16 protein-coding genes are annotated in these 18,000 nt (G+C 75.9%); 8 read left to right on the forward strand and 8 right to left on the reverse strand.

From position 1 onward, the window contains the following. Positions 1-28: 28 nt before the first annotated feature. Positions 29-1,174 (forward strand): alpha/beta hydrolase-fold protein, encoded by a 1,146-nt coding sequence (locus AB0C99_RS06495; protein WP_362470187.1) that lies wholly within the window; start codon positions 29-31, stop codon positions 1,172-1,174. Here the strand turns inward: AB0C99_RS06495 and AB0C99_RS06500 are convergent. Further along, entirely contained in the window at positions 1,060-2,283 is a 1,224-nt protein-coding gene (locus tag AB0C99_RS06500; protein WP_362470189.1) for a BTAD domain-containing putative transcriptional regulator, read from the reverse strand. The two genes, AB0C99_RS06495 and AB0C99_RS06500, sit on opposite strands and share 115 nt — an antisense overlap. A 188-nt stretch (positions 2,284-2,471) precedes the next feature. Here AB0C99_RS06500 and AB0C99_RS06505 point away from each other — a divergent pair, with 188 nt between their 5' ends. Then, the gene (locus AB0C99_RS06505) at positions 2,472-3,665 is read left to right on the forward strand and encodes an MFS transporter (RefSeq protein WP_362470191.1); all 1,194 of its coding nucleotides are present in this window, start codon (positions 2,472-2,474) and stop codon (positions 3,663-3,665) included. Here the strand turns inward: AB0C99_RS06505 and AB0C99_RS06510 are convergent. Both AB0C99_RS06510 and AB0C99_RS06515 read right to left on the reverse strand, forming a co-directional pair. Beyond that, the gene (locus AB0C99_RS06510; protein ID WP_362470194.1) at positions 3,613-4,500 is read right to left on the reverse strand and encodes a class I SAM-dependent methyltransferase; all 888 of its coding nucleotides are present in this window, start codon (positions 4,498-4,500) and stop codon (positions 3,613-3,615) included. The two genes, AB0C99_RS06505 and AB0C99_RS06510, sit on opposite strands and share 53 nt — an antisense overlap. A 110-nt stretch (positions 4,501-4,610) precedes the next feature. Then, positions 4,611-5,087 carry a pyridoxamine 5'-phosphate oxidase family protein gene (locus tag AB0C99_RS06515; protein WP_362470197.1) on the reverse strand — a complete coding sequence of 159 codons (477 nt, stop codon included), beginning with the start codon at positions 5,085-5,087 and terminating at the stop codon, positions 4,611-4,613. A 321-nt stretch (positions 5,088-5,408) separates the two neighbouring features. Here AB0C99_RS06515 and AB0C99_RS06520 point away from each other — a divergent pair, with 321 nt between their 5' ends. Continuing rightward, positions 5,409-6,098, forward strand: a complete 690-nt coding sequence (locus AB0C99_RS06520) for a response regulator transcription factor (protein ID WP_362470199.1) — start codon at positions 5,409-5,411, stop codon at positions 6,096-6,098. Between the two features lie 33 nt (positions 6,099-6,131). Here the strand turns inward: AB0C99_RS06520 and AB0C99_RS06525 are convergent, their stop codons facing one another. Then, positions 6,132-7,826 (reverse strand): GAF domain-containing protein, encoded by a 1,695-nt coding sequence (locus AB0C99_RS06525; RefSeq protein WP_362470268.1) that lies wholly within the window; start codon positions 7,824-7,826, stop codon positions 6,132-6,134. A 404-nt stretch (positions 7,827-8,230) separates the two neighbouring features. Here AB0C99_RS06525 and AB0C99_RS06530 point away from each other — a divergent pair, with 404 nt between their 5' ends. Continuing rightward, positions 8,231-9,466 carry a globin domain-containing protein gene (locus AB0C99_RS06530; RefSeq protein WP_362470201.1) on the forward strand — a complete coding sequence of 412 codons (1,236 nt, stop codon included), beginning with the start codon at positions 8,231-8,233 and terminating at the stop codon, positions 9,464-9,466. A gap of 144 nt (positions 9,467-9,610) precedes the next feature. Here the strand turns inward: AB0C99_RS06530 and AB0C99_RS06535 are convergent, their stop codons facing one another. Next, on the reverse strand, positions 9,611-10,426 hold the full coding sequence (locus AB0C99_RS06535) for a menaquinone biosynthesis protein (protein ID WP_362470271.1): 816 nt from the start codon (positions 10,424-10,426) through the stop codon (positions 9,611-9,613). A gap of 226 nt (positions 10,427-10,652) precedes the next feature. On the opposite strand from AB0C99_RS06535, the gene AB0C99_RS06540 reads away from it, so the two are divergent. Continuing rightward, the gene (locus tag AB0C99_RS06540; protein ID WP_362470204.1) at positions 10,653-12,410 is read left to right on the forward strand and encodes an alpha/beta fold hydrolase; all 1,758 of its coding nucleotides are present in this window, start codon (positions 10,653-10,655) and stop codon (positions 12,408-12,410) included. Positions 12,411-12,423: 13 nt separating this feature from the next. Here AB0C99_RS06540 and AB0C99_RS06545 read toward each other — a convergent pair whose 3' ends face one another. Further along, positions 12,424-13,512 (reverse strand): ABC transporter substrate-binding protein, encoded by a 1,089-nt coding sequence (locus AB0C99_RS06545; protein ID WP_362470205.1) that lies wholly within the window; start codon positions 13,510-13,512, stop codon positions 12,424-12,426. A gap of 180 nt (positions 13,513-13,692) precedes the next feature. Between AB0C99_RS06545 and AB0C99_RS06550 the strand changes: the two genes are divergently transcribed. Further along, positions 13,693-14,322: a glyoxalase gene (locus tag AB0C99_RS06550; protein WP_362470208.1), complete on the forward strand. Its 630-nt coding sequence runs from the start codon at positions 13,693-13,695 to the stop codon at positions 14,320-14,322. A gap of 173 nt (positions 14,323-14,495) precedes the next feature. Continuing rightward, positions 14,496-14,924: a hypothetical protein gene (locus AB0C99_RS06555; protein ID WP_362470211.1), complete on the forward strand. Its 429-nt coding sequence runs from the start codon at positions 14,496-14,498 to the stop codon at positions 14,922-14,924. Positions 14,925-14,963: 39 nt separating this feature from the next. Here AB0C99_RS06555 and AB0C99_RS06560 read toward each other — a convergent pair whose 3' ends face one another. Both AB0C99_RS06560 and htpX read right to left on the reverse strand, forming a co-directional pair. Continuing rightward, entirely contained in the window at positions 14,964-15,569 is a 606-nt protein-coding gene (locus tag AB0C99_RS06560) for a hypothetical protein (protein WP_362470214.1), read from the reverse strand. Between the two features lie 12 nt (positions 15,570-15,581). Beyond that, complete coding sequence (htpX, locus tag AB0C99_RS06565; RefSeq protein ID WP_362470217.1) at positions 15,582-16,493, reverse strand: zinc metalloprotease HtpX; 912 nt, start codon at positions 16,491-16,493, stop codon at positions 15,582-15,584. 168 nt (positions 16,494-16,661) lie between these two features. Here htpX and AB0C99_RS06570 point away from each other — a divergent pair, with 168 nt between their 5' ends. Continuing rightward, positions 16,662-17,942, forward strand: coding sequence for a geranylgeranyl reductase family protein (locus AB0C99_RS06570; protein ID WP_362470220.1), 1,281 nt, complete (start codon positions 16,662-16,664; stop codon positions 17,940-17,942). Positions 17,943-18,000 lie beyond the last annotated feature (58 nt).

Here is an 18,000-nt window from a genome sequence, read left to right on the forward strand (position 1 = left end):
AGCTCCTGGACCGACGAGGGGGAACACCATGAGAAGCACAGCGCACACGTCCGGCGCCTGGCGCCTGGCGGTGGCGACGGCGTCGACGGTCGCCGCCGTGGCCGTCGCCCTGCCGGCGGCGGACCCGGCCCAGGCCGCGACCGCCTCCGCCGCCACCGCCGTCCCGGCAGCCACTGCCTCCGGCGCCTCCGAGGGCACCGACCCGCCGCCGATGGCCGACGGCTTCGGCCTGACCCAGGTGGAGGCCCCGAACGGGAACGCCACCGAGTTCCATCTCACCGTCACCACACCCGAGGTGACGGGCAGACACCACATCAAGATCATCCTGCCGAAGAGCTACTACACCGACCCGAACCGGCGCTACCCGGTCCTCTACTTCCTGCACGGCTCACCCGACGACCCGGTCGTCCAGAACTACCCGGCGCTGCGCACCTCCGACTCGATGATCACCGTCATCCCGGACGGCGGCGCCCGCGGCTGGTACGCGAACTGGCTCAACCAGAAGACCGTGCTCGGCGCCCAGAACTGGGAGAACTTCCACCTCAAGCAGGTCATCCCGTTCATCGACGCGAACCTGCGGACCATCGCCGCCAAGAAGGCCCGCGCCATCGCGGGCGTCTCCATGGGCGGCTTCGGCGCCCTCCACTACGCCCAGGCCCGCCCCGACCTGTTCGGCCAGACGGCGTCCCTGTCCGGCGACATCGACCTGTCGGCCAGGTCCATGGACCTGCGGCTCGCCGTCGTCGCCTCGCTCATCGACGCGACCGGCGCCATCTGCGGCTCCTCGTCCGGCTCCTGCGACCCGAACGACTCCCCGTACAAGCCCGGCGTGGACAGCGACGCCGCCTTCGGCTCCCCGTACCCCATCTTCAACGCCGACTGGCGCTGGAACGAGGTGGACCCGGCCGCCCACGTGGACCGGCTCAAGGGCGTCGGCGTCTCGATCTACGTCGGCAACGGCGCCGGAGTCCCCACCGAACCCGAGTTCTGGCTCGAAGGCGCCGCCAAGCACGTCAAGGCCGCCCTCGACGCCCAAGGACTGCCCTACTACTACGTGAACTACGGCGACGGATCCGCCTGGGGCACCAACTGCAACGGCGGGCACAACGCCTGGTGCTGGGAGGCCGACCTCAGGGACCTGATCCCGCGGCTGGAACGCTCCTTCGCCTCCTGACCGGCGCCCGGCGCGGGGACGGGGACGGGGCCAGGACCGGTCCCGTCCCCGCACAGCACCAGCCGCCGCGTCCGCCGCAGCATCCCGCCCGGTGCCACCCCCAGGTCCTCGGCGAGCCGCCGGGACGCCCGGTCGAACACGGCCGCCGCGTCCCCCCGCCGCCCCTCCCGGCACAGCGCCCGCATCAGCAGCGCGGCCACCTGCTCGTTCAACGGGTGCGCGGCGAACAGCGCGGACAGCTCCGCCACCGCCTCGGCGGACCGCCCCAGCCGCCCCAGGAGCTCCGCCCGCCGCCGCGCCAGGACGATCCGGCGCTCCGTCAGCCGCAGCCGCTCCCGCTCGGCGAGCGGCCCGGGCAGCCCCGCCAGCGGCTCGCCCCGGAACAGCCCCAGCGCCCGCCCGTACAGCCGCACCGCCTCCGCCGCCCCGCCCGCCCGCTCCGCCGCCCCCGCCCGGCCGGCCAGCTCCTCCATCCGGACGGCGTCCACGTCGAACGCGCCCGCCACCAGCCGGTAGCCGTGCCGGTCGCGCGCGATCAGCGCCTCAGGATCCCCGTCGCCCCCGCCGAGCACCCGGCGCAGCCGGTACACGTACACCGGCACCACGTTCGCCGCCGGCGGCTCCGTCCCCCACACGCCCTCCAGCAGCTCCGTCCGGCTCAGAGTCCGCCCGCCGCCCAGCGCCAGCGCCGCCAGCACCGCCTGCCGCCGCAGATGCCCCGGACCCAGCGGGCGCCCGTCCCGCCGCACCTCCAGCGGCCCGAGCACCGACACCCGGATCCGCGCCGCCGGACCACCGGTCGCCGCCCCCGCTGCCCCGGCCACCGGACCACCGGCCGCCGCCCCCGCCGCCGGACCACCGACCGCCGCCTCGGCGGGACCGGAGCGCGGCCCCCGCCCCGGCAGCACCAGCCCGCGGTCGAAGGCGTGCACGATGGCCGCCGGGCGGTCCCGCAGCCCCAGCCGCGACAGGAGTCCCGCGAGCCGCTCGGCCACCACCGCCTCCGGCACGGCCAGCAGGGCGGCGATCTCGTCGTCCCGCAGACCGCAGCCCACCGCCGCCAGCAGCGCGCGCTCCCGGTCACCGAGGAAGGTCGAGGTCATCGGCATCGCTGCTCCCCGGTCCGCGGATCGGCCGCCCAGGCGGACGCCGCCGACACCGTAGGGGCGCGGGCACCGGGTCCGGCACCCGGAAGGATCCGGAGTGACCGGCGGCGCCACCGGCCGGTACGGGATCACCCGGGCGGGCGCGCGGTGCCGCCGCGCCGCCCGGCGGCGGCCGGGTTACGGTCGCCGGCATGGCGCAGGAGCGGCGGCAGGGCTGGACGAGGTGTCTGCTGGGCGGGCTGGTGTTCGTCGTCTGCATGACCGGGACGACGCTGCCGACCCCGCTCTACCCGCTGTACCAGGAGAAGTTCGGCTTCTCCGAACTCACCGTCACCGTCGTCTACGCCGTCTACGCCTTCGGGGTCATCGCCGTCCTCCTCCTCGCCGGCAACGCCTCCGACACCGTCGGCCGCCGCCCCGCGCTCTGGTCGGGACTGGCCTTCGCCGCCGCCAGCGCCGGCTGCTTCCTCGCCGCCGACTCCCTCGGCTGGCTGTACGCGGGCCGGCTGCTGTCCGGCGTGTCCGTCGGCCTGTTCACCGGCGCCGCCAGCGCGTACGTGATGGAGCTCGCCCCGCCCGGCGGCGCCTCGGGCGCCACGCTCGTCGCCACCGCCGCCAACATGGGCGGCCTCGGCTGCGGCCCGCTGCTCGCCGGGCTGCTCGCCGAGTACGCGCCCGAACCGCTGCTGCTGCCCTTCGCCGTGCACCTGGGCCTGGTCGTCCTGTCGGCGCTGCTCCTGCTCCTGCTGCCGGAGACCGTGCCGGACCGGCGCCCGCTCAGCGCCGTACGGCCGCGCCGCCCGGCGCTCCCGGCGCGGGTGCGGGCCGTGTTCGTCCCCGCCGCGGTGGCCTCCTTCGCCGGATTCGCGCTGTTCGGCGTCTTCACCTCCGTCAGCCCCGCCTTCCTCGGCCGCTACCTGCACGTCGACAACCACGCCGTCGTCGGCCTCGTCGTCGCCCTCGCCTTCTTCGCCTCGACCGGCGGACAGGTCGCCGCCGGGCGCCTCGGCACCGCCCGCTCGCTGCCGCTGGGCTGCGTGGTGCTCCTCGCGGGCCTGCTGCTCCTCGGCTGCGCGCTCGTCACCGACCTGCTGGTCTTCGTGGTGCTCGCCGCGCTCGTCGGCGGCACCGGCCAGGGCCTCGCCTTCCGCGCCGCCCTCTCCGCCGTCGCCGCCGCCTCGCCGCCCGACCAGCGGGCGGCGGTCATCTCGGCCCTGTTCGTCGTCGCGTACGCGGGCATCTCGATCCCGGTCATCGGCGTCGGCCTGCTCGCCGACCCCCTCGGCCTGGAGGGCGCCGGACTCGTCTTCATCGGCTGCATGGCCCTGCTTGTCACGGCCGCGGCCGGGTACCTCCGCCGCCGACCGGCCCCGGACGGGAGCTGAACGCCCCGGCCGGGGAAGGACCTCGGTCCCCCTCCGGCGCCCGCCATCCCCACACCGTCAGCATTCCGGCCGACAGGGCGGCGCAGTCGTCCGAGGCCAGATAGGCGATCGCCGCGTCGACGCCCGCGTCGTCGATCAGGCCGGTGGCGGTCATCGCCCCCCGGCTCCGGGACCAGGTGTCCGCCCAGAAGCGGCTCAGCGGGCTGCCGGGCAGCAGCGGCGGTACGTGGAGTTCGGCGCCGATCCGGGTCAGCCCCGCCTCCGCCAGCAGCCGGGGGTACCCGGGCACCCACGACACGTCGGTGCCGATCGTGTCGCCCAGCCCCCGCCACATCGCCCGCATCGCCCGCGCGTACGGCGTGTCGGGCGTGGCGCCGGTCGTCAGGTCCACCGCGTCGCTCAGGACCAGCACCCCGCCCGGCTCCACCAGAGCGGCCAGCGCCCCGATCAGGCGCTCGCGCGCGGCCAGGTGCATCAGGACGAACCGCGCGTGCACCAGCCGGAAGCGGCCCGGCACGGCGCCCGGCTCGGTGACGTCGGCCGCCAGCACCTCCAGGCCCGGGACCGGGTGCGCGGCGAGGAACCGGGTGTCCCGGTCCACGGCCAGCACGCCCGCCACCCCCGCCTCGGCGAGCAGCGCCCGCGCGACCGTGCCCGTACCGGCCCCCACGTCCAGGCAGCGCCACCCCGGGCCGGCCCCCAGCGCCCGCAGCCGGGCCAGGGTCACCGCGTCGTACGCGAGGGCCCCGAAGTCGATCCGCTCGCCCTCGCCGGCCGCTTCCGGCCGGAACACGGTCTCGCCGTACCGCCCTTCCGACGACGGTCCGTTCTCCATGCCGGTGGCCCCTCTCCCGTTCCGCGCTGGCGTCCGGCCGATCCTCCACCCGGCGCCCGCGCGGCCCGCCCGGACGCGCCGGACCCCGGCCGCCCGGCCCACCGCACGGCTCAGTCCGCGGCCACCTGCCGGACACCAGTCACCAGGTCGGGCCGGATCCGCACCACCTGGTCCAGCGCCCGGTCCGTCCACGGCCGGATCGCCGCCCGGTAGCGGGCCGCCTCGGCGGGATCGGTCACCAGCCGGCAGAAGCCCGTCACCACCACGCTCCAGCCGAGCCGGGCGTCCACGTCGATGTCGTCCGTCTCGTACGCGACGACCACCCCCCGGCCGTCGTCGGCGGCGCCCGAGAGGGCCAGCACCGCCAGCTCCGTGTCGTCATGGGTGCGGACGATGATGTCGCCGCCGTGCACGAGGTGGTTGACCGGCCGCACGGTGGGCAGCGCCCGCCGGGTGAACACGATCCGGCCCAACGGCACCGAGCCGAGCAGCCGCAGCGCCTCGGCGGCGTCCAGCCGCAGGGTGCGCCGGGCGCCGCCGGGGGAGTGCGGGACCGGGACGGGGGCGAGAGCGGCGTCGTCGTTCACGGTGCCTTCCAGAGCCAGAGGAGGAGGGGACTTCTCCGCAGTACATGCCCCAGGAAGCGGCGGGGGAAGGGCCGTTCGGCCCCGCTCGCCCCTGCCGACCGGCCGGTGGACGCCTCCGGGACGCACCGGCGGGCGGCGGCCCGGGGGACGGCCGGGCCGCGTCCCGGGCCGGTGCGTCCGGGGCGCGAGCCGAGTCGACCACGCGCGGCGGGGGCCCGCCCAGGGCCTTTCGGCCCCCGGGGACCAGGGCCCTTCGGCCCTGCCGCCCCGGTGCCATACTGACGCCGCCTCAGCTCCCGCCCCTGCCCCAGGAGACCGCCCGTGAACGCCGCCCCGCCCATCCGGGTCTTCCTCCTCGACGACCACGAGGTCGTCCGGCGCGGGGTCCGGGACCTGCTGGAGACCGAACCCGACATCGAGGTGGTCGGCGAGGCGGCGACCGCCCGCGAGGTGCTCGCCCGGGTGCCCGCCGCCCGGCCCGACGTCGCCGTCCTCGACGTACGCCTCGGCGGCGCCGGGGACCACGAGGGCGTGGAGGTCTGCCGGGAGTTGCGGGCCGCCATGCCGGAGCTCGCGTGCCTGATGCTCACGTCCTTCGACGACGACGAGGCCCTGTTCGACGCCATCATGGCGGGCGCCGCCGGGTACGTCCTCAAGCAGATCGGCGGCTCCGACCTGGTGCGCGCCGTCCGCACCGTCGCCACCGGCAGGTCGCTGCTCGACCCCCGGATGACCAGCCGGGTGATGGCCCGCATCCGCGGCTCCGAGCCCGCGCCGGAACCCGCGCCCGGGCCGGACGCCGACGCCACCGCCGACCTCGGACGGCTCTCGCCGCGCGAACGGGAGATCCTCGACCTGATCGGCCTGGGCCTGACCAACCGGCAGATAGCGGAACGCCTCTTCCTCGCCGAGAAGACCGTCAAGAACCGGGTCTCCGCCATCCTCGGCAAGCTCGGCGTCGGCCGCCGCATCCAGGCGGCCATGCTCGCCGAACGCCTGCGCACCCCATAGCGCGCAGCCCGCGCGGCCCGGAGACCCGGCGCGTCAGTCCTCCTGGTGCGGCAGCGGCACCGTCCACACCAGGCGGGTGCCGACACCCGGGTCCCGGAGCTCCAGCGTCCCGCCGTACTGCGCCGCGCGGGAGCGCAGGTTGAGCAGCCCGCCGGTCGGCCGGGCCGCCCCCGGGCCGATGCCGTCGTCGGTGACCGTGAGCACCAGCCGGTCGGCCGTCTCCGGCACGGACAGCACGACGTCGGCGCGGCTCGCGCGGGCGTGCCGCGCGCTGTTGCTGAGCGACTCGGCCGTCACGGCCAGCACGTGCTCGGCCAGCTCGTCCGGGACGGCGGAGTCGACCGGTCCGAGGATCCGCAGCGACGGCGGGAAGCCCAGCGACTGCGCCGCCAGCCGCGCGGTCTCCGCCATGCGGCGGCGCAGCGCGGGCCCGCCCCGGTCCTCGTCCGCCGTGCGCAACTGGAGGATCGTGGAACGGATGATCTGGATCGTGGCGTCGAGGTCGTCCACCGCCCGCGCCACCCGGTCCGCCGCGCCCCGGTCGTCGATGAGCCGGGTCGCGCTCTGCAGGGTCATGCCGGTGGCGAACAGCCGCTGGATGGCCAGGTCGTGCAGATCGCGGGCGATCCGGTCGCGGTCGTGGAGCACGGCCAGCTCCTCGGACTCGGCCCGGCGGCGGGCCAGCTCCAGCGCGATCGCCGCCTGGTCGGCGAAGCCGCTCAGCAGCTCGACCTCGGCGGCGTCGAACTCGGCCCGCCCCACCCGACGCGCCAGCCGCAGCGCCCCGCACACGGCGTCGTCCACGGGCAGCGGCACGGCGACGACGGGACCGTACGCGCCGTCACCAGGCGCGCCTTCCGCGTGGGCGCCGTCACCAGGCGCGCTGCCCCCGTGCGCCCCCGTGTCGGCCCCCGCACCGGCGTCCGCGCGCAGCGCCCCGGCCCGGGAATCGGCGCGTACGTCCGCGGTGACGGCGGGGCGCCGGGTGCGGGCGGCGAGGCCCGCGAGCGAGCCGTCCGCCGGGAGGCGGGCGCCGAGCACCGCGTCGGCCGCGTCCCCGTCGGCCACGTGCACGGCCAGCTCGCCGGAGCGGCCCGCCGGCAGGAGGACGGCGGCCAGGTCGGCGTCCGCGACCTCCCGGGCCCGGCGGGCGATCAGCCGCAGCACCCGGTCCGGACCGGTCCCGGCGAGCAGCGCCCGGGTGATCTCCGCGAGCGCCTCAAGCCGGTGCTCCCGCCGCCTGCTGTCGTGGTACAGGCGCGCGTTGTCGATGGCGACACCAGCTGCCGTCGACAGGGTCGTCAGGACCGCCTCGTCGTCGGCGTCGAAGCCGCCGGGGCCGCGCTTCTCCGTCAGGTAGATGTTGCCGAACACCTCGTCCCTGACCCGGATCGGCGCCCCCAGGAACGTACGCATCGGCGGGTGGTGCGCCGGGAAGCCGAAGCTGCTGGGGTGGCGGGCGAGGTCGTCGAGGCGCAACGGGACCGGGTTGCGGATGAGTTCGCCGAGGATGCCGTGCCCGCAGGGCGCCGGGCCGATCCGGGCGGCCAGCTCGCCGGCCATGCCCACGGGCAGGAACTGCGAGAGCCGCTCGCCCTCGCCGATCACGCCGAGCGCCCCGTACTCGGCGTCGGTCAGGGCGACGGCCGCCTCCACGATGCCGTGCAGCACCTGCGGGAGTTCGAGGTCGCGGCCGAGGTCCATGACCGCGGCGAGCAGCGCGTGCATCCGCTCGGGGACGAGCCGGGGCATCGGCGTGCCCGGGGACGGTGCTGTGTCGGACATGCCTGCCTGTTCCGCGGGTGCTCGTCGTGCCTCTTCCTGCGGCAGGTTACGGCACGGGGGAGGGCCGCCCGCAGGGGCCGTCCGGCCCTCCCGCCGCGCCCCGGCGGGGACCGATCGGCCCTGTCGGGCGCGCGGCGGCGGCGGGCAGCATGGGCGGCGGCCGGGAGGCGGCCCCGTCATCCCCCGTGTGGAGCCTCCCGGCCGCCAGACGCCCCCGGCCCCGCCGCGCCAGGGCCGAACGGCCCCGTTCCGGGCGGGACTTCCGGCCCCCGGCGGGGCCGGACGGCGGTGGGGGCGCGGTGCCAGACTGACGTGCCTTCAGAAGTCAGCAGGGGAGAGACCGGCACGTGAGCGCCAGCACGAGCGACAGCTACGACGAGTACCACGCCCTCCTCGCCCGGCAGGAGGCGATGCGGCTGCGCCGCCGGATGCTCGCCCCTGCCTCCGGCCCGCACGGCGGCCCCGGCGCCCCGTACGACGGCGCCGCCGACCGGGAGACGATCCTGCGGACGCTGCCGCTGGTCACCCCGTTCGACCGGCTCATCGACCACCTCTACCGGGCCATGTTCGCCGGACACCCCTACCTGCGCGGCCTGTTCCCCGCCTCCATGGCCTTCCAGCGGGCCCACCTGGAACGGGCCTTCCGCTTCCTCGTCGAGCACCTCGACCGGCCCGCCGAACTCGCCGCCTTCTGCGCCCGGCTCGGTCGCGACCACCGCAAACTCGGCGTACGGCCCGTGCACTTCCAGGTGTTCGAGGCGGCGCTGACCGAGGCCCTGCGCCGCAGCGCGGGGGAGCGCTGGACGCGGGAGCCGGAGGAGGCGTGGCTGCGGATGGTGCGCTTCGCCGTCTCCGCCATGCTCGACGGCGCGAACGCGGCGCTGACCGAACCCGCCTTCTGGAACGCCACCGTCACCCGCCACGAGGTCCAGGGGCCCGGCATCGGCGTCCTCCGGGTCCGCCCCGCCGAGCCCTACCCGTACCGGGCCGGGCAGTTCGCCACGGTCGAGTCGCCGCTGCTGCCGCACGCCTGGCGCCCGTACGCCGTCGCCTGCGCGCCCCGCGCCGACGGCGAGCTGGAGTTCCACGTCCGCCGCACCGGCCCCGGCGGGGTGAGCGACGCGCTGGTGACCCGCACCCGCGTCGGCGACCCGCTGCGCCTGGGCCCCGCGCAGGGCGGCCCGCCCCCGGCCGGGGCCGCGCCGGGACGGGAGGTCCTGATCGTGGCGGCCGGGACTGGCTGGGCCGCCGCCAAGGCGCTCCTCGACGACCTGGCGCTGAGCAGGCCCCCGTACCCGAGGACCCGGCTCCTCCTCGGCGCCGCCGGACCGGCCGACCTGTACGACACCGACGCCGTCACCGAGCGGGAACGGCGGCACGGCTGGCTGCGCGTGGTCCCCGTGCTCGGCGCGGGCGGGCCGGACGGCTCGGCACTGGCCGACGCGGTCCTGCGGCACGGCGACTGGTCGCGGCACCTGGTGTGGGTGTGCGGCCCCCGGGAGGCGGTCACGACCGTCGCGGGACGGCTGGCGGAGGCGGCGGGCGTCCCCGCCGACCGGCTCCACACCGTCGAGACCGGCTGACGTCGCGGCGCCGGACCGGCTTACATCTGGCGCCAGAGCGGCTGACGCCACGGGGTCGGACCGGCCGGCATCCGGCGCCGGAGCGGCTGACGCTGCGGGGCCAGACCGGTCGGCATCCGGCGCCCGACCTGCCGGCACCCGCCGCTACGCCCCGAGGACCGTCAGCTCAAGCTCCGGGTCGAAGCCCGAGTCCCCGGCCACCCGGCGGGCGAACTCGCGGACCCCCGCGAGCTGGCGCTCCCCGAAGGAGAAGTCCAGCGCCTCCGTGTAGTAGCGGCGCAGCGTCGCCTCGTCGAACGCCTCCCACCGCGCCGCCTGCTCGCAGATCTTGTCGATCTCGGCCAGCGACAGGTCCCGGGAGTCCAGGAAGGCCCGGTGCACCTCGCGGACGATCGCGGGGTGGCGGGCCAGGTAGTCCTTGCGCACCGCCCAGGCCGCGAACACGAACGGCAGGCCCGTCCACTCCTTCCACATCGCGCCCAGGTCGTACACCAGCAGGCCGAGCTCCCGGGCCTGGTGCAGCCAGGCGCGCAGCGCCGCGTCGCCGATGACGACGGCCGCGTGCGCGTCCCGCATCATCACCGGCAGGTCCGGCGGGCAGGTCACGTACTCGGGCCGGACCCCCTCCCGCTCCTCCAGCAGCAGCCGGGCCAGCCGCACCGACGAGCGGGAGGTGGCGGCGAGGGCGACCCGGCGCCCGTCCAGCTCCGGCAGCGGGACCTTGCTGACGATCAGGCAGGACGTCACCGCCCCGTCGCTGCCGACCGCGATGTCGGGGAGCAGCACCAGCTCGTCGGCGTGCCGGAGGTACTCCATGCAGGCGATCGGGCCGATGTCGAGGGCCCCCTCGACGAGCAGCGCGCTCAGCCGGTCCGGGGTGTCCTTGGTCAGCTCCAGGTCGAGCAGGGTGCCGGTGCGGGCCAGGCCCCAGTAGAGCGGCAGGCAGTTCAGGAACTGGATGTGCCCGACCCGGGGACGCGCGTCCGGCGCCTCGGGAGGGCGGGGGAGGGGGAATTGTCCACGCCGGAAGGCTAACGCGCGCCTCCCGTCAAGCGGTTCGGCGGCGATTGCCCCCTTCCGGTGAACGCGGCGGACGACTCCGTGCGCCGGGGCGCTCCGCCCTGATCATGAAAAGGCCCCCACCGACCCCCACCGATACCCACCGACGAGAGAAGGACTTGCAGCGATGAGCACGTACGACGACGAGAACCAGCCGAACCCGGTCACCGACGCGCAACTCGCGCGGATCGAGAGCGCGGGCCTCTGGGCCTCCGCGACCTCCGTCTCGCCCGAGGCCACGGCGCTCGGCGAGGCACTGCTCGCCACCCTGACCGGCTCCGCCGAGCGGGTGCTGCTGCCCGCCGCGTTACAGGAGCTCGTCGACGCCCTGCGGCCTAAGGCCGTCATCGGCTTCCCCCGGATCACCGCCGACGACGGGGTCAGGCTCTCCGCGTTCAGCGTCAAGCTCAAGGGCGACGAGCCACGTCCGGTCGTCATCGTGCCCGCCGGGTGGACGCCGCTCGGCTGGGCGATGTTCCCGACCCTGTATCTGAAGCTGGCGCTGCGCGGCTACCACGTCCTCGCGTACTCGCCGCGCGGCATCGGCCAGACCTTCGAGGTCTCCGAGGGCAACTTCGTCGACGCCCCGTTCACCTCGGGCGGCACCGTGGACGTCGCCGGGCCGCTCGACTGGGCCGACGGCTCCACGGTCATCGACTACGCGCAGCAGCACTTCGGGCCGAGCCGGGTCGCCTTCCTCGGCGAGTCCTACGGCTCCGGCATCAGCCAGCTCGTCGCCGCCCACGACCCCGCCGGGCGGGTCGACGCCGTGGTCGCGCTGAGCACCTGGGGCGACCTCGCGGAGGCGCTCCTCGGCAACGGCACCAGGCACCTGGCCGCCGTCGACGCGCTGGTGGCGTTCACGGGTGGGCCGGAGACGCACAAGTTCTCCCCGGAGGCCCAGCAGCTGCTCAAGGACTTCCGTGCCGGGGAGTCCCTGGAAGAGGTGCTGGAGTGGGCGCGGGAGCGCTCGCCGGCCGCCTACGCCGACCAGACCAACGCCCGAGGCATCCCCACGTTCTTCTCCAACACCTGGCACGAGACGCTGTTCCCGGTCAACGGCCTGCTCGACACCTTCGAGCGGCTGACCGTGCCCAAGCACCTCAACCTGTGGATCGGCGACCACGCCGCGCCCGAGGGCGCCGGGCTCACCCTGCCCGGCCCGAACGTCCCCCTCGACGAGGCCCTCGCCTGGCTCGACCACCACGTCCTCGGCGCCGCCGACGAGGTGCCCTCCTGGGAGCCGGTCACCAGCCAGGTGATGTTCGCGCCCGAGGTTCGCGAGTCCCGCGCGAGCTGGGCCGACGTGACCGAGCGCGTGGAGCGGCTGTACCTCGACGGGGCCGTCGGCAAGGACGGCACGCTCGGCGCCGAGCGCCCGGCCGCCGCGTGGCGGACCACGTTCACCGCGGGCGAGCTCACCGAGGCCAAGGCCGTGGACGAGCTGATGACGACGGGCCAGCAGGAGTGGCGGGGCAACCCGTGGTCCTACGAGACCGGGAAGTTCGACCGCGGCCACCTCGCCGTCTGGACCTCGCCCGCCGGGGCGCGGCGGGTGCGCGGCGTGCCGGTCGTGCGGGTGAGGCTCACCGCGCCGGCGGCGAAGGGCACGCTCGTGGCGTACCTCTTCGACGTCGCGCCCGACGGCACCGCGCGCATCATCACCCACGAGCCGTACAGCTTCGACCACGTCGAGGCCGGCAAGGCGACGGAGCTGTCCTGGCGGCTGCAGGGCGCCGCGTACGACGTGGCGGAGGACCACCGGGTCATGCTGGTGATCAACGCGAAGGACGCGCTCTACTCCGACGACAACGAGGCGCTCGCCACGCTGGAGCTCGGCGGATCGGCGGGCGCCGAGGCGTATCTGGACCTGCCGCTCGGCTGACCGGCGGCGCGCGTCACCGCTGGAGGAGGACCCGGAAGGCGTCCGGGTCCGCCGGGTCCCGGTCCACCACCTGGACCGGGGCCCAGGCCCACTGCCACACCCCGATGCCCGGCACCCGCTCGAAGCGGACCGGGCCCCGGCTGCCCTCGACCGCCACGTGGGGCCACGCGGCGGCGACGGCGGCGCGGTCGGTGCCTTGGGCGCGGAAGAGCTCGGCCAGGACGGTGACGGTGTCCCAGCCCTCGTACGCCACGAACGACGGCGCCTCGCCCAGCACGGCGGCCAGCTCCCGGCCGACCCGCGCGCCCAGGGGCCCCGGGCGCGCGGGCAGATAGCGCAGGAACGGGATTCCGGCGCCGTCCGCGCCGAGCGCCGCCGCCCATCCGGCGAACTCCGGCTGCCCGGCCGGGGCGCCGATCAGCAGCTCCGCGAGCCGGGGGTCGCTCCGCACGGCCCGCACCAGCGGGACCGCAGGATCCGGCTGGCCGGTCAGCAGGAGCAGCGCCGTCGCCCCGTGCGCGACCAGCGCGTCGCACAGGGCGCTGGGGCCGAGGGCGTTCGCGTCGAGCTCGACGAGGGAGCCGCCGCGCGCGGCGAGCCGCTCGCGCAGGATCCCGGTCCCGGCGGCCCAGTACACGCTCGGCTGGATCGCCACCGCGACCCGGCTGCGGCCCTCGGCGAGCAGGAAGTCCGCGTACGTCCGCCAGCCGTGCGACTGGGCCGGGGGCAGCCGCGCGACCCACCCGGCGGGCTCCTCGGTGAGCGTGTCGAGCACGGCCGACGAGCAGAGGAACGGCACGCCGACGGCCTCGGCGCGGGCGGCGGCGGCCCGCGCGACGACGCTGTGGTATTCGCCCGCCACCGCCGCCACGCCCAGTGCGGCGAGCTCCGTCACGGCCGCCGCGGCCCGCTCGGGATCGGCCGCCGTGTCGCGGACCAGTAGCTCCAGCGGCCGGCCCGCGATCCCGCCGGAGGCGTTCACCTCGCGCACGGCGAACTCGAGACCTGCCAGCAGGTGCCGGCCCGCCTCGGTCCAGCCGGGCGGGGTCAGCGGGGCCAGGGCGCCGACGCGGATCGGCGTCGGCGGCGTCGTGGCGGTCATCGGCGGTCGTCTCCCCCGGGGGCGGGCGGTTCGCGGACCGGGCGGCGCGCGATCGGACGATCATCACAGAGGCCCCGGGGCAGCTCGCGAGGGGGTGGCCCGGGAAGGGCACGGGAAGGGCCCGGGAACGGTCAGGATCCGAGAAGCGCCGGGCGCCCCGCCGCTCCTAGCGTGGAGGACATGGCAACCACCACATCCCACGCGTCCACCGCCGCCCTCTCCACCGTCACCCTGGAGGTGACCGACCCGGCCGCCGCCGGGACCTTCCTCGCCGCCCTCGGCCTGGACACCCGGATCGCCCTGCGGGCCTCCGACGCGCCGACCCAGGGCTTCCGCGGCTGGGCCCTGGCGCTGACCGTCCCCGGGCCCGCCACCGTCGACGCCTTCGTCGCCGACGCCGTGGCCGCGGGCGCCACCGTCGTGAAGCCCGCCGCCAGATCCCTCTGGGGCTACGGGGCAGTCGTCCAGGCCCCCGACGGCACGCTCTGGAAGATCGCCACCGGAACGAAGAAGGACACCGGCCCGGCCACCCGCGCCATCGACGGGATCGTCCTGCTGCTCGGCGTCGGGAGCGTGAAGGCGACCCGAGAGTTCTACGTCTCCCAGGGCCTCACCGTGGCCCGCAGCTTCGGCGGCAAGTACACCGAGTTCACGGGCACGCCCGGCGCCGTCACCCTGGCCCTCTACAAGCACCGAGCCCTCGCCAAGGAACTCGGCGTCCCCGCCGAGGGCACCGGCTCCCACCGCCTCACCCTCACCGGCACCGGCACCGCCTTCACCGACCCGGACGGCTTCGCCTGGGAGGCGTAGGCGCCGGGGGCGGGTCCGGCCCGGCGGTCACGGGGCCGCGCCTGATCCGGCTCGCCTCCCGCAGCGCACCGGCGCGCGGCCTGGCGGGAGCGGTCCTGCGGCGCGCGGCCGGACACCACGGCTGCGACGACCTGCTGGCGCGCTGCGCCGGCCCGGTCGCGGAGTTCCGCGCCGTGCTGGACCGGCACCTGCGGGCGCGGCCGGACGACTACCTCCCCGTCTTCCTCGACGCGCTCGCGGCCAGGGGCGCGTACCACTGGAGCGCGGTCTTCGGGGACTTCACGGACGACTTCTACGTGCTGGACTGCCCGGGCTGCGCCGTGGAGGTCACGGTCGCCATCGGCGGGTACGGCCGGTACGCGGCCGTCCGGGACTGGGACCTGGGCGACTGCGACCGCCGCGACCTCCGGCCGGCGTCCCCCGAGACGCTGTCCGGCACGGGCCGCTGGATGTATGAGACCGCCGTCCGCGACGGCCGCGAGACGCTCGCCGACGGGATCCGCCACCTCTTCGGCCGGGCGGAGTGCCCGCGCTGCGCCGGGGTGTTCTGCGTCGCGGACGAGTACGCGGCCGCGAACCGCCCGGTCCTCGACCGGTGGTAGGCCGGTGACAGGCCCGAGCGACGTGTCGCCGGGGCGCGCTCACGTGCCGTCGCCGCCGCCCACCCCCGGCGCGCCCCACAGCGGGAACCAGCGTTCCAGGTCCGGTTCCATCGGGAGGTCGCCCGTCAGGAGGGCCCTGATCTGGAGTTCCAGGGGGTTGTCGCGGCGCTGGGTGCCGTCCGTGCGGGGGGCGAAGGGGTAGAAGGTGCCGCGTTTGTAGAGGTAGACGAGGGCCAGGTCGTGGGCGGCCGGTGGGGCGTGGAAGGCCGTCAGCGAGCACAGGAGGTGGGGGCCGAAGCCCGCCTCCTGGAGCAGGGTGTTCACCGTGTGCAGGTCGTTCACCAGCGACACCAGGTCGTCGGCGGCCCGCCGGGCGCGCAGCCAGGTGTAGCCGTACGCGTCGTGGGAGAACGTGACGGGCGAGGTGCCCGACACCGGGTCCGCGTCCAGGAGTTCGCGGACCTCCTCCTTCAGGCGGGCGAACGCGCCGCCCTCCACGCCCGAGAAGCACACCGAGCCCTCGCCGGTCGGCACGTAGCCGGTGCCCGCCTGGAGGGTCAGCGCGGCGGACGGGAGGGCGAAAAGGCGGTCCAGGTCCGGCCGTACCGGCTTGTCGCGGCCGAGGATGCTGTCGAGGATTCCCACGGGGGCCGCCCCTCAGACCTGGCCCAGCCGCTCCGAGATCCGGGCGAGCTGGTCGAGGCGCTGCTCCAGGGTCGGGTGGGTCGCCAGCAGGCGGCCCAGGCTCTCCTTGGAGGAGAAGGCGGGCGCGAACCAGAACGCGTTGTACGGCTCCGCCTTGCGCAGGTCCTGGGTCGGGATCCGGGCCATCTCCCCGGACACCTTCGTCAGCGCCGACGCCAGCGCCGACGGGCGGCCGGTGAGCAGCGCGGCGGCCCGGTCGGCCGCCAGCTCGCGGTAGCGGGAGAGCACCCGGGTGAGCAGGAAGCTGAGCACGTACACGGCGCCGCTGACGACCGGCACCAGGATCATCGCGGCGGCCGCGTTGGCGTCCCTGCTGCGGCCCAGCCCGCTGTACAGCGCCACCCGCGTCATCATCCCGGCCAGCACCCCGAGGAAGGAGGCGATCGTCATCACCGCCACGTCCCGGTGCGCCACGTGCGACATCTCGTGGGCCAGCACCCCCTCCAGCTCCTCCGGCTCCAGGCGGCGCAGCAGCCCGGTGGTGACGCACACCAGCGCGGTCCGCTCGCCCCGCCCGGTGGCGAACGCGTTGGGCACGTCGCTGTCGGCGATCGCCACCCTCGGCTTCGGCATGTCGGCCAGCGCGCAGATCCGGTCGACCGTGCCGTGCAGCTCGGGCGCCTGCTCGCGGGTCACCTCGCGCGCGCCCATCCCCAGGGCGGCGATCCGGTCGCTGAACCAGAACTGGGCGACGAACAGACCGCCCGCGATCAGCAGGACGACCGGCCAGGAGCCGCGCAGCAGCACCAGCAGGACGCCGACGAAGACCACGTACAGCAGCCCGATCAGGAACATGGTCGTCGCCATACGGGTCGAGAGCCCCCGGTCGGCGGCGTACCGCGACCGGCTCCGGGTACGGGGCATCCGGACACCTTCTTCCGGGCCTGCGGGCGCGCCACGCACGCGCCCCCACAGCCAGTGTGCCGCAGCCGGACGCCGTACGGAGGCCGCCCCGGAGCGTCCGTCGGGCTCCCGCCGCTTCCTCCGCCGTGCCGCCGGGTCCGGCGCACCGATCGTGGGCATAGTAAGGGCGTGATCACCAAAAGTGACGAGGCGGCCGAGGTCATCGTGGTGGGCGCCGGACCGGCGGGTTCCGCCGCCGCCGTCCACCTGGCGCGCGCCGGGATCGACGTACTCCTCCTGGAGAAGAGCGGCTTCCCACGCGAGAAGGTCTGCGGCGACGGACTGACCCCGCGCAGCGTCCTCCAGCTCGTCCGGCTCGGCATCGACATCGACGCCCCCGGCTGGATGCGCAACAAGGGGATGCGCTGGGTCTGCGGCGGCCACCAGGTGGAGATCGACTGGCCCCGGCTCGGCACCGTCCCCGACTTCGGCCTCACCCGCAGCAGGCACGACTTCGACGACCTGCTCGCCGGCCACGCCAGCGCCACCGGGGCGCGGCTGCGCACCCACGTGAAGGTGACCGGCCCGCTCACCGACCGCGCCGGACGCGTCGTCGGCGTCTCCGCCGTCCGCGGCCCCGACGCGGAGCCGGTCTCCTACCGCGCCCCGCTGGTCCTCGCCGCCGACGGCGCCTCGGCGCGCACCGCGCTCGGCCTCGGACTCGTACGGGACGAGAAGCGGCCCGTGGCGGCGGCGGCCCGGCGCTACTACCGCAGCGAGGCCCGCACCCACGACCCGTACCTGGAGCTGTGGGCCGACCTGCGCTGCCCCCGCACCGGCGGCGATCTGCCGGGCTACGGCTGGGTGTTCCCGCTCGGCGACGGGCGGGTCAACGTGGGCCTCGGCGCCCTGCCGCAGCAGCGCCGCCGGCGGCCCGTGGAACTGCGGGCGGTGCTGGAGCACTGGCTGCCCCGGCTGCCCGAGGAGTGGGGGCTGCGCGAGGAGAACGCCGACTCGCCGCTGCGCAGCGCGCCCCTGCCGATGGGGCTGAACCGGCGCCCCCAGTACCGCGGGGGCCTGCTGCTGGTCGGCGACAGCGCCGGGATGGTCAGCCCGTGGAGCGGCGAGGGCATCGCCCAGGCCATGGAGGCGGCCGAGGTCGCCGCCGAGACGATCGCCCTCGCGCTGGCCCGGCCCGCCGGACCGCGCCGGGAGCACGCGCTGCACCAGTACCCGGTGGAGATCCAACGCCGCTGGGCGCGCTACTTCCGGCTCGGGAACGCGGCCGGGGACCTGCTCTTCTCCCGCTTCGGCTACCGGCCCGTCCTGCACCCCCGCGTGATGGCCTCGCCCAGGCTCCTCGGCGTCCTCGCCCGGCTGCTCACCCACGTCGGCGACGAGCCCGCCCAGGACGGCGTGGACCGGCTCCTCCACGGGCTGCTGCGTCTCGTGCCCGTGGCCCGCCGGTAGCGGACAGCGGATAGCGGGTAGCGATAGCGATAGCGATAGCCAATAAGGGATTGCCGAT

Origin of the sequence: Streptomyces sp. NPDC048659 (assembly GCF_040650575.1) — a bacterium.
Taxonomy (GTDB): Bacteria; Actinomycetota; Actinomycetes; order Streptomycetales; family Streptomycetaceae; genus Streptomyces.

Excerpts from the sequence above, each read along its gene's own strand:
- AB0C99_RS06495 (WP_362470187.1), top strand. The coding sequence starts at position 29 with ATGAGAAGCACAGCGCACACGTCCGGCGCCTGGCGCCTGGCGGTGGCG.
- AB0C99_RS06500 (WP_362470189.1), bottom strand. The coding sequence starts at position 2,283 with ATGCCGATGACCTCGACCTTCCTCGGTGACCGGGAGCGCGCGCTGCTG.
- AB0C99_RS06505 (WP_362470191.1), top strand. The coding sequence starts at position 2,472 with ATGGCGCAGGAGCGGCGGCAGGGCTGGACGAGGTGTCTGCTGGGCGGG.
- AB0C99_RS06510 (WP_362470194.1), bottom strand. The coding sequence starts at position 4,500 with ATGGAGAACGGACCGTCGTCGGAAGGGCGGTACGGCGAGACCGTGTTC.
- AB0C99_RS06525 (WP_362470268.1), bottom strand. The coding sequence starts at position 7,826 with ATGCACGCGCTGCTCGCCGCGGTCATGGACCTCGGCCGCGACCTCGAA.
- AB0C99_RS06540 (WP_362470204.1), top strand. The coding sequence starts at position 10,653 with ATGAGCACGTACGACGACGAGAACCAGCCGAACCCGGTCACCGACGCG.
- AB0C99_RS06545 (WP_362470205.1), bottom strand. The coding sequence starts at position 13,512 with ATGACCGCCACGACGCCGCCGACGCCGATCCGCGTCGGCGCCCTGGCC.
- AB0C99_RS06550 (WP_362470208.1), top strand. The coding sequence starts at position 13,693 with ATGGCAACCACCACATCCCACGCGTCCACCGCCGCCCTCTCCACCGTC.
- htpX (WP_362470217.1), bottom strand. The coding sequence starts at position 16,493 with ATGCCCCGTACCCGGAGCCGGTCGCGGTACGCCGCCGACCGGGGGCTC.